The organism is Hippea jasoniae (assembly GCF_000744435.1).
Classification (GTDB): Bacteria; Campylobacterota_A; Desulfurellia; order Desulfurellales; family Hippeaceae; genus Hippea; species Hippea jasoniae.
In genome coordinates, this window is the sequence record NZ_JQLX01000014.1 from 56,117 (window position 1) to 80,637 (window position 24,521).

The 24,521-nt window shown below is 38.2% G+C and carries 25 protein-coding genes, 2 tRNA genes and 1 riboswitch; of the genes, 20 read left to right on the forward strand and 7 right to left on the reverse strand.

Translation table 11 applies throughout. The annotated features are described in order from the left end of the window. Nucleotides 1-5 precede the first annotated feature (5 nt). The 8 genes from spoVG to EK17_RS06380 all read left to right on the forward strand — a co-directional run bounded on the left by spoVG (nucleotide 6) and on the right by EK17_RS06380 (nucleotide 4,858). Entirely contained in the window at nucleotides 6-287 is a 282-nt protein-coding gene (gene spoVG / locus EK17_RS06345) for a septation regulator SpoVG (protein ID WP_035588780.1), read from the forward strand. A 34-nt stretch (nucleotides 288-321) separates the two neighbouring features. Continuing rightward, a tRNA-Gln gene (locus tag EK17_RS06350) sits at nucleotides 322-395 on the forward strand. 30 nt (nucleotides 396-425) lie between these two features. Further along, entirely contained in the window at nucleotides 426-1,364 is a 939-nt protein-coding gene (locus tag EK17_RS06355; protein WP_035588783.1) for a ribose-phosphate diphosphokinase, read from the forward strand. Nucleotides 1,365-1,383: 19 nt separating this feature from the next. Further along, complete coding sequence (locus EK17_RS06360; protein ID WP_035589052.1) at nucleotides 1,384-1,977, forward strand: 50S ribosomal protein L25/general stress protein Ctc; 594 nt, start codon at nucleotides 1,384-1,386, stop codon at nucleotides 1,975-1,977. Next, nucleotides 1,977-2,549, forward strand: a complete 573-nt coding sequence (pth, locus tag EK17_RS06365) for an aminoacyl-tRNA hydrolase (protein WP_035588786.1) — start codon at nucleotides 1,977-1,979, stop codon at nucleotides 2,547-2,549. The genes EK17_RS06360 and pth overlap by 1 nt, the downstream gene beginning before the upstream one ends. Before the next feature lie 6 nt (nucleotides 2,550-2,555). After that, nucleotides 2,556-3,578, forward strand: a complete 1,023-nt coding sequence (locus EK17_RS06370) for an aspartate-semialdehyde dehydrogenase (protein WP_035588788.1) — start codon at nucleotides 2,556-2,558, stop codon at nucleotides 3,576-3,578. Nucleotides 3,579-3,587: 9 nt separating this feature from the next. Beyond that, nucleotides 3,588-4,031, forward strand: coding sequence for a universal stress protein (locus tag EK17_RS06375; protein WP_035588790.1), 444 nt, complete (start codon nucleotides 3,588-3,590; stop codon nucleotides 4,029-4,031). 32 nt (nucleotides 4,032-4,063) lie between these two features. Beyond that, nucleotides 4,064-4,858 carry an SDR family NAD(P)-dependent oxidoreductase gene (locus EK17_RS06380; RefSeq protein WP_035588791.1) on the forward strand — a complete coding sequence of 265 codons (795 nt, stop codon included), beginning with the start codon at nucleotides 4,064-4,066 and terminating at the stop codon, nucleotides 4,856-4,858. Between the two features lie 22 nt (nucleotides 4,859-4,880). Here EK17_RS06380 and fusA read toward each other — a convergent pair whose 3' ends face one another. Then, on the reverse strand, nucleotides 4,881-6,893 hold the full coding sequence (gene fusA, locus EK17_RS06385; RefSeq protein ID WP_035588795.1) for an elongation factor G: 2,013 nt from the start codon (nucleotides 6,891-6,893) through the stop codon (nucleotides 4,881-4,883). 21 nt (nucleotides 6,894-6,914) lie between these two features. Continuing rightward, nucleotides 6,915-7,535, reverse strand: coding sequence for a hypothetical protein (locus EK17_RS06390; RefSeq protein ID WP_035588797.1), 621 nt, complete (start codon nucleotides 7,533-7,535; stop codon nucleotides 6,915-6,917). 158 nt (nucleotides 7,536-7,693) lie between these two features. Beyond that, nucleotides 7,694-7,814, forward strand: a riboswitch (molybdenum cofactor riboswitch). A gap of 46 nt (nucleotides 7,815-7,860) precedes the next feature. Here EK17_RS06390 and EK17_RS06395 point away from each other — a divergent pair. The 4 genes from EK17_RS06395 to EK17_RS06410 are packed head-to-tail and all read left to right on the forward strand — an operon-like array spanning nucleotide 7,861 to nucleotide 11,163. Continuing rightward, nucleotides 7,861-8,598, forward strand: coding sequence for a molybdate ABC transporter substrate-binding protein (locus EK17_RS06395; protein WP_035588799.1), 738 nt, complete (start codon nucleotides 7,861-7,863; stop codon nucleotides 8,596-8,598). 8 nt (nucleotides 8,599-8,606) lie between these two features. Beyond that, the gene (locus EK17_RS06400; protein WP_035588800.1) at nucleotides 8,607-9,365 is read left to right on the forward strand and encodes a Rossmann-like domain-containing protein; all 759 of its coding nucleotides are present in this window, start codon (nucleotides 8,607-8,609) and stop codon (nucleotides 9,363-9,365) included. Then, nucleotides 9,365-10,405 (forward strand): ABC transporter ATP-binding protein, encoded by a 1,041-nt coding sequence (locus EK17_RS06405; protein WP_051904483.1) that lies wholly within the window; start codon nucleotides 9,365-9,367, stop codon nucleotides 10,403-10,405. Before EK17_RS06400 ends, EK17_RS06405 begins: the two co-directional genes overlap by 1 nt. Continuing rightward, the gene (locus tag EK17_RS06410; RefSeq protein ID WP_035588801.1) at nucleotides 10,396-11,163 is read left to right on the forward strand and encodes an ABC transporter permease; all 768 of its coding nucleotides are present in this window, start codon (nucleotides 10,396-10,398) and stop codon (nucleotides 11,161-11,163) included. Before EK17_RS06405 ends, EK17_RS06410 begins: the two co-directional genes overlap by 10 nt. On the opposite strand, the gene EK17_RS06415 is transcribed toward EK17_RS06410, so the two are convergent. Next, nucleotides 11,153-12,604, reverse strand: coding sequence for an NAD-binding protein (locus tag EK17_RS06415; RefSeq protein WP_035588804.1), 1,452 nt, complete (start codon nucleotides 12,602-12,604; stop codon nucleotides 11,153-11,155). The two genes, EK17_RS06410 and EK17_RS06415, sit on opposite strands and share 11 nt — an antisense overlap. A 57-nt stretch (nucleotides 12,605-12,661) precedes the next feature. Between EK17_RS06415 and EK17_RS06420 the strand changes: the two genes are divergently transcribed. The 8 genes from EK17_RS06420 to EK17_RS06455 all read left to right on the forward strand — a co-directional run bounded on the left by EK17_RS06420 (nucleotide 12,662) and on the right by EK17_RS06455 (nucleotide 19,837). Then, nucleotides 12,662-13,549 carry a damage-control phosphatase ARMT1 family protein gene (locus tag EK17_RS06420; protein WP_198018160.1) on the forward strand — a complete coding sequence of 296 codons (888 nt, stop codon included), beginning with the start codon at nucleotides 12,662-12,664 and terminating at the stop codon, nucleotides 13,547-13,549. After that, on the forward strand, nucleotides 13,528-14,685 hold the full coding sequence (locus tag EK17_RS09270; RefSeq protein WP_084675106.1) for a ribonuclease HII: 1,158 nt from the start codon (nucleotides 13,528-13,530) through the stop codon (nucleotides 14,683-14,685). Before EK17_RS06420 ends, EK17_RS09270 begins: the two co-directional genes overlap by 22 nt. Nucleotides 14,686-14,709: 24 nt before the next feature. Continuing rightward, a tRNA-Ile gene (locus EK17_RS06430) sits at nucleotides 14,710-14,786 on the forward strand. A gap of 8 nt (nucleotides 14,787-14,794) precedes the next feature. Next, the gene (locus EK17_RS06435) at nucleotides 14,795-15,562 is read left to right on the forward strand and encodes a Nif3-like dinuclear metal center hexameric protein (protein WP_051904484.1); all 768 of its coding nucleotides are present in this window, start codon (nucleotides 14,795-14,797) and stop codon (nucleotides 15,560-15,562) included. Between the two features lie 10 nt (nucleotides 15,563-15,572). Further along, the gene (locus tag EK17_RS06440) at nucleotides 15,573-16,289 is read left to right on the forward strand and encodes a zinc ribbon domain-containing protein (protein WP_035588809.1); all 717 of its coding nucleotides are present in this window, start codon (nucleotides 15,573-15,575) and stop codon (nucleotides 16,287-16,289) included. A 149-nt stretch (nucleotides 16,290-16,438) separates the two neighbouring features. Then, nucleotides 16,439-16,813, forward strand: a complete 375-nt coding sequence (locus EK17_RS06445) for a ribonuclease HI family protein (RefSeq protein ID WP_035589063.1) — start codon at nucleotides 16,439-16,441, stop codon at nucleotides 16,811-16,813. 84 nt (nucleotides 16,814-16,897) lie between these two features. Continuing rightward, a complete protein-coding gene (locus EK17_RS06450) occupies nucleotides 16,898-17,911 on the forward strand; it encodes a TAXI family TRAP transporter solute-binding subunit (RefSeq protein ID WP_035588812.1) in 1,014 nt (337 codons plus the stop codon). An 18-nt stretch (nucleotides 17,912-17,929) separates the two neighbouring features. Then, nucleotides 17,930-19,837 carry a TRAP transporter permease gene (locus EK17_RS06455; RefSeq protein ID WP_035588814.1) on the forward strand — a complete coding sequence of 636 codons (1,908 nt, stop codon included), beginning with the start codon at nucleotides 17,930-17,932 and terminating at the stop codon, nucleotides 19,835-19,837. 5 nt (nucleotides 19,838-19,842) lie between these two features. On the opposite strand, the gene EK17_RS06460 is transcribed toward EK17_RS06455, so the two are convergent. Genes EK17_RS06460 through EK17_RS06475 form a run of 4 tightly spaced genes read right to left on the reverse strand, consistent with a single transcriptional unit; the run spans nucleotide 19,843 to nucleotide 24,462 of the window. Next, nucleotides 19,843-20,778, reverse strand: coding sequence for an ABC transporter permease (locus EK17_RS06460; RefSeq protein ID WP_035588817.1), 936 nt, complete (start codon nucleotides 20,776-20,778; stop codon nucleotides 19,843-19,845). Continuing rightward, nucleotides 20,775-21,833, reverse strand: a complete 1,059-nt coding sequence (locus EK17_RS06465) for an ABC transporter permease (RefSeq protein WP_051904485.1) — start codon at nucleotides 21,831-21,833, stop codon at nucleotides 20,775-20,777. Before EK17_RS06465 ends, EK17_RS06460 begins: the two co-directional genes overlap by 4 nt. After that, on the reverse strand, nucleotides 21,830-23,338 hold the full coding sequence (locus EK17_RS06470) for an ABC transporter ATP-binding protein (protein WP_035588821.1): 1,509 nt from the start codon (nucleotides 23,336-23,338) through the stop codon (nucleotides 21,830-21,832). Before EK17_RS06470 ends, EK17_RS06465 begins: the two co-directional genes overlap by 4 nt. Nucleotides 23,339-23,388: 50 nt before the next feature. Beyond that, entirely contained in the window at nucleotides 23,389-24,462 is a 1,074-nt protein-coding gene (locus EK17_RS06475; RefSeq protein WP_035588838.1) for a BMP family ABC transporter substrate-binding protein, read from the reverse strand. Nucleotides 24,463-24,521 lie beyond the last annotated feature (59 nt).

Below are 24,521 nucleotides of genomic sequence, written 5' to 3' on the forward strand. Positions count from 1 at the left end.
GTAGCATGGAGATTACAGAGGTAAGGGTAAGCCCGATAGAGGGTGATGAGAAGTTGAAGGGTTTTGCAACTGTCATCTTTGATAACGAGTTTGTTGTAAGGGATTTGAAGATCATCAGCGGTCAGAAGGGTTTGTTTGTGGCTATGCCATCAAGGAAAATGAAGGATGGCAGCTTTAAAGATGTGGCACATCCTTTAAACAACGAGATGAGAAGAAAACTTGAGGAAGCTGTTTTGAAGGAGTATGACAAAGCCAAAGCAGCCAAAAGCGAAGAGGAGAATCAGTAACCAATCACCGCAGGTTATCCTGCGGTTTTTATTTTGGGGTGTAGCCAAGCGGTAAGGCAGAGGACTTTGGATCCTCGATCGCTGGTTCGAATCCAGCCACCCCAGCCATTTAAATTTTAAATAAAAGGCGTGAGGAAAATGGCCCATTTAAAGCTTATAAGTGGCACGGCAAATAAAGCATTAGCCGAAGAAATAGCTGATTATTTGGGGGTTTCGCTTGCAAAGGCTCAAATTTCCCGATTTAGTGATGGTGAAATCTATGTCCAGATAGATGAAAGCGTAAGAGGCGCTGATGTCTTCTTGATTCAGTCGTTGTCTTCGCCTGTGAACGACAATATTATGGAGCTTCTTGTTACGCTCGATGCATTAAAACGCTCATCGGCAAGCTCTATAACTGTTGTTGTTCCCTATTATGCCTATGCAAGGCAGGATAGAAAGGTATTGCCGAGGGTTCCCATTTCTGCAAAACTACTTGCCGACTTAATTACTGTTGCCGGGGCTGACAGGATTATGTCTATGGATCTGCATGCCGGTCAAATTCAGGGTTTCTTTGATATTCCCGTTGATCATCTATATGCAGCTCCTATTATGTTAAAATACATAAAGGAAAATATCGACACTGAAAATTTAGTTATCGTCTCACCCGATGCCGGCGGTGTCGAAAGAGCAAGGTATTATGCCAAAAAACTTGGATGCACAATAGCTATTATTGATAAACGAAGACCAAAACCCAATGTTAGCGAGATTATGCATATAATCGGTGATGTTAAGGATAAAACGGCTGTTATTGTTGATGATATTGTTGATACGGCAGGCACTTTGACAAATGCGGCAAAGGCACTGGCAAAAGAAGGAGCAAAAGGTGTTTATGCATGCTGCAGTCATCCTGTTTTGAGTGGGAATGCTATAGAAAAGATCAATAACTCCCCGATTATTGAGCTTGCCGTGACAAATACCATTACGTTTTCTAAACCAATTCCAACCGATAAGATAAAGGTTTTGTCGGTTGGAGAAATCATTGGTGAGGCTATAAGAAGGGTTTTTCACAAAGAATCGTTAAGCGCAATTTTTGAATAAAACAAGGAGTGGTGAAAAGATGGTTATTACAGCTACAAAAAGGCAGCAGACCGGAAAAGGATATGCAAGAAGGATTAGAAGAGAAGGAAAGATTCCTGCTGTTTTGTACGGTGCTGATTTTGAGAATGAGCACATAGAGGTTAACAGGTCTGAGTTTTTAGCTGCAATAAGGAAAAGCAAAAGAAATGATAGATTTGAACTGAAGGTTGACGGTGAAACATATACAGTAATAGTTAGAGAGCTGCAATGGCATCCTGTCAAAGAAGAGGTTTTACATGTAGATTTTTATAAGCTAACCGAAGGCAGGATGGTTACAGTTGATGTGCCTGTTAAGGTTGTTGGTGAGGCAAAGGGCGTGAAAATGGGTGGCGATCTGTATCAGCCAAGGAAAAAGGTAACAATAATGGCACTGCCCGATGCAATACCCAATGAGATAGAGATTGATGTTAGTGATATGCAGATAGGCGATGTTGTACATGTTTTTGATCTAAAGTTGCCAGAAGGCGTTAAAGTTAAATCCTCAAAGAACTTTACACTTGTTGCAATACTTGGTAAGGCTTTAGAGGAGACGAAAGAGGAAGGCGAAGAAGAGGAAGAAATAGAAGAATCCTGATGGATTGGCTTGTTGTAGGCCTTGGCAATCCGGGCAGGGAGTATGAGCACACGCCTCACAATGCAGGTTTTATGGTGTGTGATCATCTTGCCCGGATTTTTCATTTTGAGTTTAATTTAAACAGAAAATTTGCTGCTTTAGTTGGTGAGTTTTTTTTGAATAGCGATAGAGTGAAGGTGTTAAAACCACTAACCTATATGAATTTAAGCGGTAATAGTGTTGCTGCTTTTTTTAATTTTTATAAATTTGAGCTTTCTCATCTTATTGTTGCACACGATGATATCGATTTGGATCTGGGTGTTGTAAGGATAAAAAAAAATTCCTCAAGTGGTGGCCACAAAGGAGTGCAGTCTATCATTGATGCTTTAGGTAGCAGGGATTTTATCAGGGTTAAAGTAGGTGTTGGAAGATATGGAAATGCGGCAGATTATGTTTTAAACAAATTAAATGGCGAATTGCTTGATGTTTTACAAAAAAGCTGTGAGGTTGCAGCAGAAGCTATAAAAAGCATAATTACCGAAGGTTTAAGTAAAAGCATGACTATTTTTAATAAAAGGGTTAAGGAGGCTTGAGGTTAGATGAAAGAGTATGCTGTGGCTGTTGTTGGTGCAACGGGTGCCGTTGGAGAGGAGATGGTATTAACATTGGAGCAGAGGGGTTTTCCTGTAAAACTTCTAAGGCCACTTGCCTCTGAGCGTTCTATTGGTAAAAGTGTTAAGTTTAAAGGAGAAGAGATTCCTGTAGAGGTTTTAGATAAAGATTCTTTTAAGGGTATAGATATAGCCCTGTTTTCAGCCGGTGGTAGCATAAGCAAACAGTTTGCCCCTATAGCAGCAGAAAGCGGCGCAATCGTTGTTGATAATACCAGTTATTTCAGAATGGAAAAGGATGTGCCACTTGTTGTGCCTGAGGTAAATCCCGATGATATAGCCTTCTATAAAAATCGTGGCATAATAGCAAATCCCAATTGCTCAACAATTCAGATGGTTGTTGCACTCAAACCCATTCTTGATCAATATGGTATTAAAAGGATTGTTGTGAGCACATATCAGGCAACATCCGGTGCCGGCAGAAGGGCTATGGAGGAGTTGGTTGAACAAACAAAGGCGTGGTTTGAGTTTAAATACGACGATGTAAAACCTGTCAAGATTCCTAAAAAAATAGCCTTTAACTGTGTGCCTCATATAGATGTGTTTTTTGATAATGGTTATACAAAAGAAGAGATGAAAATGATTAATGAAACGCGCAAGATTTTCCATAAACCAGAGCTACCCGTTACAGCAACATGTGTAAGGGTTCCAGTTTTTAGAGGACATGCAGAAAGCGTAAATGTGGAAACTCAAAAGCCGTTTGAAATTGATGAAGTTAGAGAGCTTTTGTCTAAAGCTGCAGGGTGTAAAGTTGTTGATAATCCTGAAAAATTAGAGTATCCTACTCCTATAGATGTGGCTGGCAAAGATGAAACCTTTATCGGTAGAATAAGAAGGGATGAGTCGGTTGAAAACGGTTTGAATTTATGGGTTGTGGCGGATAACTTAAGAAAAGGGGCAGCTCTAAATGCTGTCCAAATTGCCGAAATACTCATAAAAGAGTATTTGTAAGGAGGTTTTATGAATTCTGTAAAGATTGAAAAGATCTTAGCCCCCGTTGATTTTTCTGAGGCTTCTGTATATGCACTAAAATATGCCAAACTGATTGGGGAGAGGTTTGGTGCAAAGATTTATATGTTTCACTGTATAACAGACATCAATTCTTATGTGAGTTATATTCCCTCATTTCCGGCTGAGGAGGTAATTAAGGGATTGAGAGAGGATGCAACCAAGGAGATGGAGCATCTAAAGAATCGCTATAATATAAACAATTGTGAAATGGTTATTGATGTTGGAGAAGCAGCTGCTGCTATAGTTGAGTTTGCAAAGAAAAACGAGATCGATCTTATTGTTATGGGCGCACACGGCAAAAGCGGTCTTGAACGTTTTATGTTTGGTAGTGTAACAGAAAAAGTTATGAGATTAAGCGATATACCTGTGCTTGAGGTTAAGGCTCAATATTAAAATGAGAGGGGCTTAAGCCCCTTTTTTGTTTTATGTATCTACTTCTAACCGGCTCCACAGACGGTATAGGTTTTGAGACGGCAAAGGTTTTAGCTCAAAAGGGTTATAATCTCATTATTCATGGCAGGTCTTCTAAAAAGCTTTATTCCATCAGTCAAATTTTAAGCACCATCAATCCATCAATTGATATAATACCCGTTGTTGCTGATTTTGCCTCACTTAATGAAACCTATGAGGCTTTTTTAAAAATAAAGGATTTGCCTGTTAATATTTTAATAAACAACGCAGGTACTTTTGTAAATGAATTTAAAAGAACCGTTGATGGTTTTGAATACACCTATCAGGTAAACCATCTTTCACACTTTTTGATTACGCATATCTTGCTTGAAACCATTATTAACAATGCACCTTCAAAGATTATTATTGTGGCCTCTATGGCGCATGCAAGTAGCATTGATTTTGATAAGCTAAAAAAGGGTGTTTTTCCTACAGGTTATGAGGCTTACTATCTTTCAAAGCTGTGCAATATACTCTTTTCATTTAAGCTTCACGATATGTTGAAGGATAAAGGTGTAATTGTTAACAGTTTGCATCCCGGGGTGATTAATACAAAACTACTAAAAAAAGGGTGGGGCGCCTGCGGCGTTGATGTAAAAGAGGGGTATAAAACAATTTTGCATCTAATTGAAAATGTTAATAAAGGCGGCTGTTATTTTAGAGATTTTTTATGCTCTCAAGCGGCTGCCATTGCCTATAATAAATCCATCCAGGATGAATGCTACCATTTAAGCGCAAGCCAATTAGATCAGGCAGGTATAACACTGTAAAAAAAGGAGGGATAACCCCCCTTTAATTTTCTTTTTCTTTCTTGGCTTCTTCTATGATTTTTTCTGCTATCTGAGGTGGAACCTCCTCGTAGGTTGAGAATTTATATTTAAAGAAGCCTCTACCACCTGTAATAGACCTTAGAGATGGTGCATATTCCAGTATCTCAGCCTCAGGCACCAAAGCCCTTATTCGCTGATAACCTTTTTTGCCCTCATAAGGCTCCATGCCAAGCACCCTGCCTCTGCGGGAGTTTATATCACCTATAACATCGCCCATCACCTCATCTGGCACAAATATCTCCATCTCTACAATAGGTTCAAGCAAAACGGGCTTGCATTTTGCCACACCCTCTTTAAATGCTATGGATCCAGCCATCTGGAAGGCTAAATCACTTGAATCAACGGGGTGATATTTTCCATCTATAAGTTTTATCTTTATGTCTATCATTGGATATCCTGCAAGATATCCCTGCTCCATTGCAGATTTTATACCCTTTTCCACTGAAGGTATGAACTGTTTGGGAATGGCACCGCCAACAATCAAGTCTTCAAATTCAAACCCGCCGCCTCTGGGCAGTGGCATAATCTCAATGGTGCAGTCTCCAAACTGTCCGTGTCCACCGGTCTGTTTCTTGTATCGTCCGTGAGAGGTTGTTTTGCCTTTGATTGTTTCCTTGTATGCAACCTTTGGTGTTTTGAGTTGAGCCTCAACTCCGTATTTTTTCTTAAGCCTTGATATAACCGTTTCAAGGTGTAGTTTACCCATACCGGTTAGGATAAACTCACCTGTCTCATTATTTCTTGTGAATGATAGACTCGGATCTGATTCGATAATCTTGCTGATAGCTGCACCGATTTTTTCCTCATCACCCTTACTTGAGCCATAGATCGCAGCTGAAATATACGGAAGAGGCATCTCTATAAATTCGCATTTAACTTCGGAGCCTTTATTGGCTATGGTATCGCCTGTCTGTGTTATCTTGAGTTTAGCAACGGCGAATATATCACCGGTTGTTGCCTCCTCAATCTTTGTAAAGCTTTTGCCCTGCATCAGGTTTATTGTACCTAAACGCTCCTCCTGATCCTTTGTTGTATTGTAGTATGTTGTGTCGGCTTGGATTGTGCCAGAGCAAACCCTTAAAAGGCTGATTTTGCCCATCTGGGGGTCGTTGTAAGTTTTAAATGTTAGTGCAGCTGGTTCATCAAACACCTCCTGCGGTGCGGGCAAAATATTTATAATTTCATCTAAGAGCTGATCAACACCGTATCCTGCCAAAGCTGAACCTAAAAGCACAGGGTAAAACTCACCCGAAATTGTGGCTGTTTTTAGTGTTTTAACGATTGTTTCTTTATCTAACTCCTCACCCTCTAAATATTTCTCCATTAGCTCATCGTCGTGTGTTGATATTTCTTCAACAAGCTCCATATATTTACCTTCGAGTTCATCCTCTAAATTAGCAGGGATATCGATTTTATTGCCCTCAAAATCAAACGCCTCTTTGTTTAAAATATCGATATAACCCCTGGCTTTGTTGCCTTCAAATATGGGCAGTTGAAGCAAAAAGCTTTTTTGGGAAACGGTTTCTTTGATAGCGTTTAGGGTTTTGTCAAATTGAATATCCTCTTTGTCAATGCCGTTTATGAAGATAATGGCCGGTTTTGATTCCTTTTTTATTGTATCCATTAACCGTTCAGTCTGGGCATCAGGACCATCCTTGGCATCGATTAGCATAACAACACCATCTGCTGCCTTAATGCCACATAAAGCATCGGCTATGAAGTTGTGATACCCCGGTGTATCGATCATAAAGATTTTGTGTTTTTTATAATCTGTGTAGCCAACTGCAAGCTGAAGAGAGATTTTGCGTTCTATTTCCTCTGAGTCAAAATCCATAGTTGTGTTGCCTTTGTCTGTTGAGCCTTTTCTTGTTATCTTTTTTGTTCTAAAAAGTATATCTTCGCATAGAGTAGTTTTGCCACAGCCACCTGATCCGCAGATTGCAATAACCCTTTTTTTGTCAATATCCTTTGCCATTTAACCCTACCTCCCACAGCATTATAAACACTCTTTTATTTTATCTTTGTAGTTATCTGTTGCTTTCAGTTCTCTTAATAGTTTGCTTCTTTCTATGTATTCATCGATTTTGTTTTCTTTCGATTTTATATGGTTAAGCCAGTTTTCGATCCATTCTTTGTATTCTGGATGATTGGCAGAATTGCTTTTCATTATAGAATCCTGCAGATTATACCCCACAATTATATCTGTTATATCCAAAGAATCGTTGTAATCAACAAAATAAGCTTGCCTACCCTGTATTGCATAAACACCTGGTGCTATTTCAACCCCTTGAGTATTTTTTACTGAATAGTATCCAATAACTATATGCTGGGTGGATTTTTGATAGGGTTTGTAGATTGCCCTAAAGAGGATGTTTATTTCATCGTATGCTTTTTTTTCAAGGATTTTTTCAACCTCGTCAAAGTAGAAGACATAGTCTAATTTACCATCAGCGTTGAAGCCTTCAAGATATGGGCCATTTTCATACTCACCCTTTCTTAAGGGGTTTAAACCCAGAATGTCCCTCACGATCAGATTTTGATTGCCTACAATAGAATCGCAATTGCTGGAAAGCCCCGGTAGAGCAAAAAACGGCACACAAATCGTTAATGTTTCCATTGGCCTATCTCCTTTCTATGGTTTTTATGGTTGTTTAACTTAGGCACCGACACAACCGTCATTTTTATAAATATAAATTAAATATCATTTTATATCAAGAAAAATAAGAGATTCATTCGAACTCTTTTAAGCTTGACAGTAGAACTTCAAAGTAATATAAGTAATAAAATCTCCGAGTGGCATTGCCTAAGGGAGCTATCCTACGGTGTGTCACCGATAGGGTATAGGTGGAAACGCCTATGCCTCCCGAGATTGGAAAGGAGGTTTTAGATGGTCCTGTCTGTTTTATTATCAAAAGGTATAGCTTTATAGTGGGGAGGTAGGAATGAAAAGGATTATATTGATGGGGATTGTATTGTCTTTTTTAAGTGGTATAAGTTATGCCGATACGCTTTATTGGTTTACAGGAGCAGGAATTAAAAAACCGGCTGAGATTATTGCAAAAGAGTTTAACAGAACGCATAGCGATAAGGTTGCATTGATCAGTGGTGGATCTGGTCAGGTTTTAAATGAGATGCTACAAGCAAAAAGGGGAGATGTTTATACATTTATGGATAGATTTTTTCTTAAAAAAGCTATTAGAAAGGGTATTGTAGTTAAAGATAGAAGGTTTCTTACAATGGAACCGGTTTTTGCACTTTCAGAAAGCGGCAAAAAAAAGATTAAAACATTCAAAGACCTACAAAAAAACGGCATAAAAATAGCAGGGGGAAACCCGAAGTCTATGTGCCTGGGTCAGGCGTTTGAAGAAATCTTAAATAAACTACCACAGGCAGAGAGAAGAAGTATCGAAAAAAATATCACAATCAAATGCCTCAATGTGATGCAGATCATTGGATACCTAAAAAGCAATGTTGTTGATGCTGGTATTATTCTTGATAAGGCTCTTTTAAGAGGCACTGGTCTTGGTTATATAAAAATCCCTGAAGCCTACAGGGTTTATCGATATGGATATATAGCCTTGATTAAATATTCAAAGAATAAAAAAGCAGCTAAAGAGCTTTACAACTTCATTCTTGCACATCTATCTGTTTATAAAAAGTTTGGATTTAACGCTTATTAGGAGGGATTATGGGAGTTTTGGAGAGTGCAATTGCAGAGTTTGAAAAGATAGTTAAAAAAGAGGGTTTGCTTGAAAAGGAAATAAAAATTACCATGAGGCCTTTAAAGCCAACCGAGGCGATAGGCAATCCCGAAAGAGACGATTTTCCACTTTTAAAGGGTAAAGAGGTTTTGATCGAGGCAGAGTTCGAATCTGCTAAAGGTCAGGCATTTACCGATCAACCCAGCAACTTTAGCGGTTATATTAAAGATATTTTGAATTTAGAGCTAACTAACAATCGCAACAGAGCTGTAGTCGTGGCTGCAATAAATGCCGTTTTGAGATATCTAAACCTTACATGGGGTAGTGTTCATTGCAGAGATAGAGAACCCAGAGAGTGCGCAGATGAAATGGCTCAGCGTTTTTTTAGAAGATGGGGTGAGGATTTAACTATAGGAATGGTTGGACTTCAACCTGCTATTGCTTCAGCACTGATTAAACAATTTGGTGCGGACCATATTCAGATCTGTGACCTTGATGAGGATAATATTGGAAAGAATTTTGAGGGTGTGGAGGTTTTAGATGGATCTAAATATGCAAGAAAGATTGTTGCATCCAACTTTCTTGCGTTGATTACGGGATCAACAGTTGTAAACGGCACGATAGATGCATTTTTAGAAGAATCAAAAAGAGACAATAAAAACAGGATTGTTATTTTTTACGGCACAACCATTGCAGGTGTTGCCTCTCTGTTAAACTTAAACAGGCTTTGCTTTAGATCCCATTGATGATACAGGCAGATATAAAAAAGCAACTAAAAAATATTGTAATCGATGCCAGGATAAACTTTAAAGGCTTAAAGAATGTGCTATTTGGCAGCTCTGGCAGCGGCAAAACATCGATATTAAAAATGATTGCCGGTTTTTTTGACCCTGATGAGGGCTATATTAAAGTGAATGATACGCTGCTATTTGATAGTTCTAAAAAATTTTCTCTTAAAGTCAATCTAAGGGGTGTTGGATATATTCCTCAGGAATATACGCTGTTTCCCCATCTCAATGTTTATGAGAATATCGTTTATGGCATCAGGGCACGGAAACTAAAAGTCGATAACAAAAACTTAAATGAATTGATTAATCTTTTTGGAATAAGTGATTATTTAACATACAAACCAGAAGAATTGTCTGGAGGTCAAAAACAGCGGATTGCCGTGTTGAGGGCTCTTGTGGCTCAACCTAAGCTGTTATTGCTTGATGAGCCGTTTTCTGCACTTGATAGGCCTGTAAGAGAACAGCTAAGGGAGCTTGTTGAGGAGGTGATTGAGAGGTTTGAAATCCCTTCGATTTTTGTTAGTCACGACTTTGAAGAGGCTTATCTGTTTGCCGATGAAATAGCTGTAATAGAAAATGGCAGGATAATAAAAACCAAAGAAAAATACGAGATGTTTAACAAACCCTGTTGTGTTAGTGTGGCAAGGCTGTTTGGCGTTAAAAATATATTTAAAATTAAGCAAAAAAAGGGAAATTTAGTAAAAATTGGCAATATCTGGATAGAAGGTGCAAAAGGCAGAGGTGGTTATCTGTGCATCAAGGCATCGGATGTGATGGTTTTGAGAGAGGATGTGGATGTTTCAGATAAGGAAAACAGGTTTTACGGTGTTGTTAAAAGTGTTGAGGATAGAGGTTTTTATGTAGCGATAAAGGTAGCAATTGATGGGTTAGAGATTTATGTGGATGTTTTGCCTCATGTTGTTTATAAAATGGAAATAAAAAAAGGAAGAAGGATTCTGATATCCCTAAAAAAGGAAGGTCTTGTTGTATGCAATTAAAACTTACCACGATTTCTGCGTTTTTTGTTGTTTTGCTTGCATCGATATTCCTCTTTATTTTAATCTGGGGTTTTAAGTGTGTTAATCTAAAGGATATCTTTGAGCTTTTTAAGGATAAAGAGTTTGTTGCCGCAGTTGTTTTTGGTTTCAAAACATCAGGTCTGGCAGCTGTATTTTCTTTTATTTTTGGCGTTCCGTCGGGCTATTTTCTTGCCCGCAGCAATTCTAATTTAAGCAGGTTTCTTGATGTGTTTTTTGATATCCCCTTGATTATCCCACCTTTGATTGTTGGTGTTTTGTTGCTTGATCTGTTTAATGCCAATTTTGTTAAGAATTTTTATGATTTTGTGTTTACCTTCTATGGCGCTGCGACTGCTCAGTTTTTAATAGCCTTTCCCTTTAGCGTGAAATCATCAAAAACGGCTTTTGAGCTAATTCCGCCTGTTTATGAAAGAATTGCCATGACACTTGGAGCTGGAAGGTTTAGATCGTTTTATGATACGACATTTAAGCTGGCGTTTAGTGGTATTCTATCGGGTTTGATCTTAAGCTGGCTTAGAAGCTTGGGTGAATTTGGAGCAACACTGCTTGTTGGTGGTGGTATAGCCTTTAAGACAGAAAATATCCCGATTAATATCTACATAAACATTAGCGAGGGGAATTTTAAGAAAGCGCTTGCAGCAAGTCTCCTTGTTATCATTTTGTCCTTTTTTAGCGTATTTTTGATTAAGTTTTTGAATAGAAGGTTTAAGGTATAGCCTCCTGAAATCTTTCCATATCCTCTTTTGTGCCAACACAGATCAATGTTGAGCCTACCTCTATAATGTCGTTTGCTTTAGGGTTGAAAATTGTTTCTTTATTTTTTGATATAATGGCGATGATGATGAGGTTGTAGTTGCTTCTTATGTCTGTATCTTTAATCTTTTTACCAGCGTAGGGTGAATCTTTTGTGATATAGAATTCTCCCATCTCTATTGTTCTGTCTGATTGCATTACGATTGAAACAAATTCAGCTGTCCTTGGTGAGATAAGCATGCGAGAGATATCATAACCGCTTGACTGATACGGTGAGATTGTTTTTGCTCCAAGTTTTATGAATTTTTTTACAGAATCCTCAGAGTTTGCCCTTGCCACAGCCAAAATATTTCTATTTTCATCTTTTGCCGTAATCAATGCATACAGGTTATCGGCGTCTGTATCCATTACAAGCGCTATACCCTGAGCCTCTTTTACCCTTGCTTTTTTTAAAACCTCCTCATCCGTTGCAGAACCGATAATCGTCAAATAACCTTCATTTATCGCCTCTTTTGCCCTTTCCTGATTTTCCTCAACCACCACAAACGGTTTTTTAAATCTCTCCATCTCCTTTGCCACAACCTTTCCAACCCTTCCATAGCCGCAGATGATAAAATGATTTGTTAAATTCTTTATTTTTTTCTCCATAATCTCCTCCATACTGAGCTTTAATTTTAAAATTCTATCGGTAAAGGCACTTGAGATAATACCTGTAAGCAATGCAATTCCCGAAATACCCATTATCATAAGAAATGAAGCTACAACCCTGCCGATTGTTGTTTGTGGTGTTATATCGCCATAACCCACAGTGGTAAATGTGACAATACTCCACCACAGGGCGTCAAATATATTTTTAATATTGGGATTTTTTCCCTCTTCTGCAACGAATATAATAATGGATGAGCTTAAGATGGAAAATGTGAAAATAATAAAAACCGTTGAAATCTCGAATGTTTTTTCCTTTAAGCCTGCAAGCACCTCTTTGATGCTTTTGCTGTAGCTTGCTCCTTTGATTATTCGTGCAACAAGTATAGCCAATCTATAAGGGTATGGTAAGAATCCATATGGTATGATTGCAAAGACATCTGCAATTCTTAATGGATGAAAAACAAATCGGGCTATTGAATGCTTTTGTTGGTCTTTTTCCTCATACGACATAACGCCTTTAATGGCAAGGTCTGCAAGGAAAAAGAAGATGGTTAATATCTCAATTTTTTTATAGATCTGCGGCATGCCAAGATTTATGGGAATAGCTTTATCGTAGCCTATGATGGCAATTAGAGATAGTGCTGTTATAAATTGCATGAAGAAGCTATAGATTTTTGAGATAGTGGAGCCTGAAAAGAATGTTGCTCTGATATCAAATTTTTTTGTGGGAAGCTCCTTGAGAGTTCTTCTTATCATGACTTCAATTATATATTTTTCATTGAAACTTTAAAATAAAAATCTATAATGGGGCTTGTGAAAGTGCACGCTGAATGTTTCTCCTGTTTTATAGGTCAGGCTATAAGGTCAACCAAATTATACTATAACGATAGAGACCATCTACTAAAAACAACAACAGCTGTGGTAAGGATTTTGCAGGGTATCGATGTTGAACAGCCTCCTCCTTTGATTAGTGAATTTGTTTATGGAACGATTAAAGATGTGCTACACAAAAAGGACCCTTATAGCTTTATAAAAAAGAAATTTAACGATATTGCCCTGGGTTATGTCGATTTTATGGAAAAGGAGATTGAAGGGGCAAAAGATCCGATTTTGTATGCAATAAGGCTTGCATTAGCTGGCAATATTATCGATTTTGGATCTCAGATTGAGTCTTTTAATCTACAAAAAACCATTGATGAAACCGTTAAAAACCCCCTTGATGTAAGTGATATTAAGGAATTTAAAGAAAAGCTTAAAAAAGCAAACAATGTTGTACTTGTTGCTGATAATGCTGGCGAAATAGTATTTGATATGATTTTGCTAAAAACGATAAAAAATATCTATCCTCAAAAGAAACTCTATGTGATTGTAAGGGGTGGTCCAATAATCAACGATGTAACCATTGAAGATGCTTTGTATGTGGGAATGAATGAAATTGCTGAAATAGTAGCCTCAAGCAAGGCGATTCCTGGCTTCTGGCCAGCCTATGAAAGTGGCAGATGCAGGCAGGTGTGGGATAGTGCAGATATTATTATTTCAAAAGGGCAGGGTAACTTTGAGACATTAAGCGAGTTAAACGATGAGCGAATCTATTTTTTGTTTTTGATAAAATGCAGGGTTGTTGCTGAGTATTTGGGACTGAAAAAGCTATCCAAGATCTTTATGAAAAACGACAGGCGATGGGAAAAACAGCCGGTGTAGATGAGGCTGGCAGGGGTCCATGGGCTGGACCTGTTGTTGCAGCCTGTGTAATCTTAAACAGAGAAATTCCCCATTTAGATGAAATAAAAGACTCCAAAGCACTTTCTGCTGCTAAAAGGGAAGAGCTTTACGAAATCATAAAAAAGAACTCACTATATGGTATTGGTCTTGCCTCCAATGATGAGATTGATCAATTTGGCATAGTAAAAGCTGTTGAACTTGCCATAAAAAGGGCAATAGAAAACATGCCTCAAAAACCCACTTTTTTGCTTATCGATGGAAGGGATAGGTTTGATTTGCCTGTTAAATACAACTCCATTGTAAAGGGCGATAGCAAGGTTAAATCAATAGCCGCTGCAAGTATTCTTGCAAAGGTATTTAGAGACCGTTATATGGAGCTTATGGCTGAGATGTATCCACAATACGGTTTTGATAGGCATAAAGGATACGGCACCAAAGCGCATAAAGAGGCTCTGCTTAAATACGGTCCTTCACCGATCCATAGAAAGAGTTTTAAACCTGTCAGGGATGCAATAGAAAGGCTTAATAAAAAACCGCGTTTGCTTTTGCATGCCTGCTGTGCCCCGTGCGCTACAAGTGTAATTGAAAGATTAAAAGATAGATACGACCTTGCTGTGTATTTTTACAATCCCAATATCCATCCAGAAAGAGAGTATAAAATAAGACTTGAAGAGATTAAAAAACTCTGCGGGTTTCACAATATAGAGCTTTTTGTGGGTGAATATAAGCCAAAGGAATGGCTAAAAAAGACGAAGGTTTTTAAAAATGAAAAGGAGGGCGGTAAACGTTGCAGTGTGTGCTATGGTATGAGAATGTATAAAACGGCTATGGTTGCAAAAAACAAAGGCTTTGATTACTTTACAACAACCCTGTCTGTAAGCCCTCTGAAAAATTACAAAAAGATAAAACATATTGGCGAAATTCTTGCAACCCATTTTGGAGTAAAATTTGAGGATAGCGATTTTAAAAAGAAAGATGGGTTTAAACACTCCGTGGAGCTATCAAAAGAGTTTGGTTTTTACAGGCAGAATTACTGTGGCTGTGTCTACTCTCTTTTTGAATCAAAAAAGAAGAATTCTACTTTTTTGTTGACAAATCGTGATGAATCTGTATAGTAATTTTTGCTTTTGAAGTTGAACGGGCCCATAGCTCAGCTGGCTAGAGCCACCGGCTCATAACCGGTTGGTCCCAGGTTCGAGTCCTGGTGGGCCCACCAGTTAATTAATGGAAGTAGGTAAGCTAATCGAGTTTCTTCAAGCATATTTTCCGCTAAGCCTTCAGGAAGGCTGGGATAATTCCGGTCTTCAAATCTCCCCACAGGAAAGTTCCATAAAAGGCGTGTTGTTGGCGTTGGATATAACATCGGCTACCATCGATGAGGCTATAAGACTTGGCTGTAATGTTGTTATAGCTCACCATCCGTTGATTTTTTCTTCAACAAAAAAGATATACAACGATTTTTATCCTTTCAATGTGGCATACAGGGCGATTCAGGCAGGTATTGGTATTTATGCTTTTCATACGAATCTTGATATTGCCGAAAATGGTTTAAATGATTACCTGTGCAAAAAACTAAGACTTGAGGATGTTGAGATTATTGAGTATGCAAAGCCTCTGCGTATAGGTAGATTGAACCAGCCAAAAAGTTTTGAGGATTTTCTTGAATATGTGAAGGAAAAGTTAGAAGTTGAAGTATTAAAGTATGTGAAAGCTAAAGATAAAATGATAGAAAGGGTAGCAGTCTGCAGTGGTAGTTGCATGGATTTGTTAAATCAAATTAGGCAGCTTGACTTTGATGTATTTTTAAGCGGTGACTTAAAACACCATACGGCTATTTTTGCAAAAGAAACCGGAATAAATGTAGTTGATGCAACCCATTTTCATACAGAAAAATACGCAAAGTTTATACTTAAGGATTTAATTGAAGCTAATTTTAAAGATATAAGAGTTTTTGTTTCAAAAGAGGATAGACTACCGTGGAAATATTTTTAGGAGGTGTACTTTGAATCCAGATCTTGAAAAACTACTGGAGATTCAGGGTTTTGATAAAAAGATTTCAGACCTTGAAAATGAGCTTAAAAGAATCGATGCAAAGGAAAACAGGATTATAGATGTTGTTGATATTAAAAAGGCTCAGATTGCAGATGCTAACGCAGAACTTGAGGAGCTGAAGAAGGATTTAAATCTAAAAGAAGAGCTTTTAGCCGATACACTTGAAACATTAAAGAAACTTGAGGTTAAACTCAACAGTGTTTCCAACGAAAAACAGCTGCAGGCTGTTAACACAGAAATCGATATAGCAAAGACAAATAAAACCGTACTTGAGGAAAAGATAGAGGCGGTCAAAGAGGAGATTGAACAAAAGGAAAAAGGCCTTAAAGAACTGCAGGAGCGTTATGAGCAGCTTTTAAAAACTTTAGATGAGTTCAGGGAAAAGTTTAACAAAAGGCGAGAAGAGATAGACAAAGAGATTAAGGACATTGAAGCAGCTAAAAATGAACTTTTGCCCACAATAAATAAAGCGGTATTAAATAAATACGAAAGAATCAATAAATGGGCAAAAGGAACAGCAATTGTGCCTTCAAGAAAAGAGGCCTGTTACGGTTGCTTTATGAAACTTACTCCTCAGGTTGTTGCGCTTCTTAAAGATACTGATGAAATCGTTTACTGTCCAAACTGCGGCAGGATGCTTTACCTAGATGATGAAAGCCAAGAGTAATGGATGAATACGATTTTTTTCTCCATTTAAAAAACAGCCCCTGCGCTAAGGAGCTTGCAGAAAAAAACAATTTAGATGATGATAAGGTTAATGATTACTTTTTGAAGATTTTAGACTGTTTAAAGAAGGGTAGTTTTAAATCAGGTAGGCTGTTTGTTGATGGTGCATCAAGCGGTAACCCTGGAAAAGCTGGTATTGGTGTTGTTTTACAGATTGAAGATGATGAGTTTGAGCTTTCTGAGTCGATAGGCGTTACAACAAACAATGTAGCAGAATATAAGGCGTTGATTGAAGGATTAAAACTTGCACTGGATAAAAAGATAGACTCAATAGAGGTGTTTAGCGACTCTCAACTTGTTGTTAAGCAGATAAAGGGTGAATATGCAGTTAAAGATGATCAACTTAAGAGGCTGCATAAAGAAGCTAATAAATTGATTAAGAGGTTTAAAAGCTTTAATATAACACACATACCCAGAGGCAAAAACAAAAAAGCTGATATGCTGGCTAAATCAGCAGCTGTTTAGTTTAAGAAAAATTTTTAAAAACTAACTCTTGACGAATAAGTTAAAAACTATACAATATTGAAAATAAGTTTAGGAGGTGTGGAGATGTTTAAGCGAGTTGTGTCGTTTGTTGCTGTTTTTGCCTTACTGTTAACGGTTTTTTCAGCTCCAAATGTGTTTGCAAAGAAGTATAAGAACTACATCATTGCTACTGCAACACCGGGAGGCACCTATTATCCTGTCGGTGTGGCTATTGCAACCCTGATTAATGTGAAGCTTGCAAAAAAAGGTATTACCGCTACAGCCATAACATCAGCTGGAAGCGGTGAAAACATCCAGCTTTTGAAAAACAAGGAGGCTGATTTTGCTATTCTTCAGGGTTTGTTTGGTGCGATGGCTTACAACGGAAAAGGCCTTTATAAAGGTAAACCCCAGAAGTTTTTCTATGCTGTTACAGCACTGTGGCCCAATGTTGAGCATTTCTCTTTGTTAAAGAAATATGTTAAAACAGGAAACATTATGGATTTAAAGGGATTGCATGAAAGATTCTCTATAGGTAAAAGGGGAAGCGGAACAGAGGGTTCTGGTAAGGTTATACTGGGAGCTTTGGGTATAAAGATTGGAAAAGATATCTATCCTGTATATCTGGGCTATAACGCAAGTATAGATGCCATGATAAACGGTAGAATTGCTGGTGCCAACACACCTGCTGGTCCTCCAGTTGCTGCTATTACAAGGTTGTTTGCAAAAGAGGGTGCTGATAAGGTTGCCATACTAAACTTTACAGATGAGCAATTGAAAAAAATAGATGCAGCATTTCCTGTATGGTATAGATATATTATAAAACCCAATACCTATCCAGGTCAGAAAAAACCTATATACACCATTGCTCAGCCCAACTTTCTTGCTGTAAGAAAGGGTGTTCCTGCCCAGGATGTTTATCTAATTGTAAAAACTATTTATGAAAACCTGCCATTTCTACACAACATTCACAAGGCTACATATTTTATGAGCTTAAAGAATGCTATAAACGGATTGCCAGTTCCACTTGATCCCGGTGCAGCAAAATACTACAAAGAGCAGGGAGTAAAAATTCCAGCTCGATTAATTGCAAAATAAAGGTAGGTAAGTGCATCAATGGAAGATAAAAAGGATTTGATTGAGGCTGAAGCTGGTTCTTCGGTACTTTTGAGAAATCCTGATACTTTAGGTCTACCTGGTTTACTTGTAAAGATAGCCGGCGTTGTGCTGGCTATCTTTGCTTTATACTACAACAGTTTTGGTGTTATATCTGAATTGCATCAAAACGCCATATTTTTCTCTTTGATTGGTTTTATGGGTTTTATTCTTTATCCGCTTTCTAAGAAAAAGGCAAAACAAACCCTTAAAATTGACATCGTTTTAGCTTTTTTGATTCTTTTGAGTGGCTTATATCTTGTGTTTTTCGAAAACAGCGTACATGCCAGAAATGAGGCTTTGATTCTAAGGGATATTGTTGTGGGCAGTGTAGCTGTTGTATTGTTGATTGAACTATCAAGAAGGGCTGCAGGTTTGGTAATCCCCTTGCTTGCTGTTGTGTTTTCTGCTTATGCGTTGTTTTTGGGTAGACTTATGCCTCCCGGGATGTTTAGTTTCAGGGGCATTTTTTATTCAAGCTATATCTACCGCATGTATTTTACCAATGACGGTATTTTTGGATATATTGCAACAATTGCATCAACCTATGTTTATCTGTTTATTCTATTTGCCGCCTTTTTCTTAAAAAGCGGAGCCGGTGATTTTATTATAGACCTTGCCAAGGCGTTGTTGGGCAGGAGTGTTGGTGGTCCTGCAAAAGTTGCGGTTTTAGCAAGCGGTTTAATGGGCTCGATAACCGGTTCTTCTGTTGCCAATGTTGTGGGAACAGGTTCCATTACAATTCCTCTTATGAAGAAAATCGGTTTTAAACCTGAATTTGCAGGTGGTGTAGAAACAGCAGCTTCTGTTGGAGGGCAGATGATGCCTCCTATTATGGGAGCTGGTGCTTTTATTATGGCTCAGTGGACTCAGATTCCATACACAACGATTATTGGTAAAGCGTTTATTCCTGCGGTAATGTATTATCTTGGCGTTTTGTTGAATGTCCATATAAGGGCAAAAAAGAGCAACTTAAGACCTCTTGAGAAGGATGAGATTCCATCCCTGAAAGATGTATTAAAGAGGGGATGGCATTTTCTTATCCCCTTGATTGTTTTAATTTTTTTACTTGTGGATGGTTTCACACCCACATATGCAGCAATAATCAGTATTGTAGCTGTTGTTGTTTCAAGCTGGCTAAAGAAAGAAACAAGAATGGGTCCAAAAGAGATTATAGATGCTATGGTTTTGGGTAGTCGCAATATGGTGGGCACAGGCGTTTTGCTTTTAATTGCAGGCATTATTGTTGGTGTAATAACTCTAACTGGTCTTGGTATTTCTCTTTCAATAATAGTAACCTCAATTACAAAAAACAGCGTATTTTTGCTTTATCTTCTAACTGCTCTGGCTGCTCTGTTTTTAGGGATGGGATTGCCTGTAACAGCTTCATATATTGTGCTTGCAATTTTAATAGCACCTGCCTTTAAAATGTTAGGTGTAGGTGTTTTAGCAGCAAATATGGTGGTTTTCTGGCTTGCTGAGACTGCCAATGTAACACCTCCCATTGCTCTTGCTGCATTTGCTGCAAGCGGCATAGCAGGCTCAAAACCCGTGGATACGGCTATTGAGGGATTTAAGCTTGCAAAGGGTTTACTGCTTATTCCAATTCTTTATTTATACACAAATTTACTTGCAGGTCTTCATCCTGCAGTAATTCTGCCAGCTGTAAGTGGTTTGTTTGGTTTGTTTGGATTTACTATATTTCTTGAAGGTTACTGGAATAGGCACTTAAATATTATAGAAAGGCTACTCTTTTTGATTTTTGGGCTTCTTTCATACTATCCATCATCAAAAGAGATAAATCTTGCAGGTGTTGCAGGAATGGTTTTGTTGTTTGCTTACTACCATTTTAAGGCAAAGAAAACTTAAGTTAGCTATTTTTCTTCTCTGATATAGGGGATACCCAGCTCTTTTGGTGGTTTTACAAAGCGTGCTTTGACAATAATAAAGCTAATGGATATAACAATAAATGTTACAAGATAGGGCAGCATATTAAGAAGAGCTGATGGTATCGTTGTGCCGCTTGCCTGGAGCTGAAACTGTAAAGCGTTTATTCCACCAAATAGATAAGCCCCAAACATCGCCTTAATTGGATCCCACATGGCAAATATAACAAGCGCTATGGCAATCCAGCCTCTGCCAGCTGTAATTCCATCAAGCCAGAACGGTGCATAGGCTATTGTTAGATAGGCGCCGCCAGCTCCAGCCATTACACCGCCAAAGAATGTCCACAGATACCTGATTTTATAAACGCTAATTCCCATGGCATTTGCCGCTTTGGCGTTTTCTCCAACGGCTCTTAAATTTAAACCAATGGTTGTTTTGTAAAGTATAAACCACATAACAAAAACGATGATGTATGAGAGATAAACAACTAAATCCTGTTTAAAAAATATTGCTCCAATTACGGGTATCTGGCTTAATAAAGGAATGTTTATGTGGGGAAGTGTGTTGTTTAGCGTCATATTTATCCACTTCTGTCCATAGAATGTTGTAAAACCACTGCCAAAAATGGTTAAAGCAAGGCCGCTTACAATTTGATTGCCGCGCAGTGTGATAGAAATAAATGCATGTATCAGTCCTGCTATTCCACCGGCTAACATACCCACAATCATACCTAAATAGGGATTGTTTGTTGAATATGAAACTATAAAGCCAAAAAATGCACCGATAAGCATCATGCCTTCAACACCTAAATTTAAAATACCTGATCTTTCTGCAAAGATTTCGCCGATTGTGGGAAACAGAAGAATTGTGCCAGCCTTAATAGTGTTTGCAAGTAGCATTACATATATGTGGTGATGCGTCATTTTTTCCACCTGACTCTGTAGTTTAAAAATATCTGTGCTCCAACGAGGCTGAAGAGAATTATACTTTCTATAAGATTTACTATGCCGTATGAAACACGCATTGTGATCTGGATTGAGTATCCTCCAGAGGATAATCCGCCAAAGAGTATTGAGGCAAAAAAAGTGGTGATCGGGTTAAGGTATGAAACCCATGCAACGATAATTGATGTGTAGCCGTAATCGGCGCCGATTTTTATCTGTAGAAAGTGAATTATACCCGATACCTCGACCATTCCCGCAAGCCCAGCTAAGGCTCCACTTATCAGCATTCCTATGATGATGTTCTTTTTCACATTAATACCTGCATAATGCGCTGTTTTAGGGTTGTCTCCAATAATTCTCATCTCATAGCCAAAACGGGTTTTTGATATAAGAAAATAAACAAACAGAAGCGCAAAAATAGCAAAGACAAAACCGATTGTTAGTCTGCTTCCGCTAAACAGAATCGGTAATTGAGCATAATCAGGAAATGTTTTTGACAGAGGAAAGCCGTAGCTTGAAGGATTTTTCCACGGTCCATACATGAGAAACTTCAGTATAAACAGTGCAATGTAGTTTAATAACAGTGTCGTTATAACCTCATTGACCTCCCAGATGATTTTTAAGATAGTGGGTATTAAAGCCCATAAAGCGCCACCGATCATACTTGCAATAACCATTACTGGCAGCATCATATAATGCGGGATCTTGTCAGTTAAAAATATGGGGAAATAGGAGCTAAAGATTGCACCCATGATGTATTGACCGTATGCACCGATGTTCCAGATATTCATTTTAAAAACCACAATGAGGCCTGCGGTTATAAGCATCAAGGGAACGGCTGCAACAAGCGTTTCTGATATAGCATAAGGGCTTCCAAAGGCGTTTATTAATAGCTGTTTGTAAACCTCAAATGGGTTTATGTGGGCTACTGCAATGGCTATGCCACCAATAAAGAAGCCAAGTAGAATTGAAATAATCGGTATGAGAATTTTTAGGTAGTTTCTTTGGGTTGAAACCTTTTCAAAGTATATCATGGCGTAATTCCAGCCATCATAAGGCCCAAAGTGTTTTTGTCTGTTGTTTTTGGGTTAACTATTCCCACTATTTTACCCTCATACATTACAACCACCCTGTCTGAAAGCGAAAGAATTTCATCTAAATCTTCAGATACAAGGATAACAGTTGTGCCCTCTTTTGCTATCTCAACAAGTTTTTTTCTAAAAAAAATTGTTGATGCTAAATCAAGACCCCTTGTTGGATAAGAGGCTATTAACAGCTTTGGTTTTTCTAATAATTCCCGTGCAAGAATCAGCTTTTGCATATTGCCGCCAGAAAGTAGCTTTATCGGTGAGAATATGGATTTCAATTTAACATTGTAATCCTTTACAATCTGTTTTGTATAATCTATTGCTTTTTTGTATTTCATGATACCGTTTTGTAAGAATGGTTTTCTGTAATAACATCTAAGAATTGCATTGTCCACGCAATTTAAGTTTGGTGCGACACCCATTGCAAGTCTATCTGCAGGTATGTAGTTTATGCCACTTTTTGCAATAAATCGCGGGGGTTTGTTTGTTATATCTATACCGTTAAAAATAATCCTGCCTCCAACGGCTTTTTTTACACCTGCAATTGTCTGGACAAGTTCCTTCTGACCGTTACCTGAGACGCCAGCGATTCCTAAAATTTCTCCCCTTTTTACCTTTAGGCTTAAGCCATCAACCGATTTTACGCCTTTGTCTGATATAACCTGAAGATTGTTAACCTCAAGTATGGTTTCATCTGATGGCTTATTTTCTTTGGGTATATTGAGGAGCTTGATATCTGCCATCATTAAATCGGCAAGCTGCTCTTTTGAAGTATTTTGTTTGTTGAGGGTTTTTATTATCCTGCCAGCCCTCATTACGGTGATTCTATCGCTTATCTGCAATACCTCCTCAAGCTTATGACTGATAAATATTATCGATTTTGAGTTGTTTTTCATATTTTTGAGAATATTGAACAGGCTTTTTGTTTCCTGCGGCGTTAAAACAGCTGTAGGCTCATCAAGTATCAATATATTTGCACCCCTGAATAGAACTTTTATGATTTCTACCTTTTGCTGCTCTCCTACGGCTAACTGCCATATCTTTTCAAAGGGATTGACTTTTAGGTTGTATCTATCTTCAATTTCTTTCAATTTTTGCAGTATTGCTCTCTTTTTAATGATAATACCGTACTCTTTTAAACCTAAGATGATATTTTCATACACCGTGAGTGTATCAACAAGCATAAAATGTTGATGAATCATACCTATGCCCAATCTTATGGCATCAAGTGGAGAATTAATAACGACAGGTTTTTCTTCTAAGTAAATCTGTCCCTCTGATGGTAAATAAATGCCGTATAGAATATTCATCAATGTTGTTTTGCCAGCGCCGTTTTCACCTAAAAGAGTGTGGATTTCGCCTCTGTTTAGTTCAAAATTTACACTATCGTTTGCTATAACATCACCAAATCTTTTTGTTATATTAACAGCTTTTAAAATAACTTCACTCATAAATAAAAATGAGGCTGGATAAACCAGCCTCTGAAAGCATTAGCTCTTTTTTAGTGTGGAATAGAACCCACAACACCTTCAACAAACCATTGAAGTGAGAGTTTGTCTTTATCGGGTAGCTCCTGGCCTTTTTTAACCATCAATTTGCCATGCTGATCATAGATGGGACCTGCAAATACCTTAAATTTACCCTCTTTTATCTCTCTTTCCCTTTTGAGAACATATTCTTTGACCTTTTGAGGAACAGTATCACCGAATTTACCTAATTTTACAATGCCTGTTTCCATTCCACCCCAGTATTGTGTTGCTTTCCAGGTGCCGTTATGGATCTCTTTAAGCACCTTTACATAAAAAACACCCCAGTTCCATGCACGGGATGTAAGCACCGTTTTTGGGAATTTATTGTGAATATCTCTATCGTATGCAATGGCGTATATGCCTGCTTTTTTTGCTGCTTCAATAGAGGCTGGTGAATCACATCCACTTGCAATGATATCAGCACCGTTTGCTATAAATGTTTCTGCTGCTGAGCGCTCTTTTGCAGGATTGAACCATGAGTTAGTCCAGATAACATGCACTGTGGCTTTTTTGTTTACCTCTCTTACACCTATTGTGAAGGAGTCTATCTCTCTAACAACCTCTGGAATGGGAAATGGTGCCACAAAGCCTATGTAGTTTGACTTTGTCATCATACCTGCAACAAGGCCTGCAAGGTAGTCTGCCTGATACATCCTGCCAAAATAGGTGCCCATATTTTTTCTTGTTTTATAACCAGAGCAGTGCTCAAAAATGACATTGGGATAATCCTTTGCAACATTATACATAGAATCCATAAAACCAAAGCTTGTTCCAAAAATCACCGTATAGCCGTTGTGGATGTAGTCGCGTATAACCTTCTCACACGGTGCACCCTCTGGAACGCTTTCTGAGTATGATGTTTCCACATAGGGTAGATGTTTTTGTAGATAGATTCTGCCCTCATCATGAGCCTGCGACCAACCGCCGTCGTTGTGGGGTCCAACATAGAGGAATGCTACCTTGATTTTTTTCTCTTTTGCATTGCTGCTGTAACTATAGCCAAGTAAAACGCCTAAAACCAACAAAAACACGACCAATCGCTTCATAATCACCTCCACATTTTGTTTGTGGTTTTTTATCAAATGGGGGGTTGAAGGTCAACAAA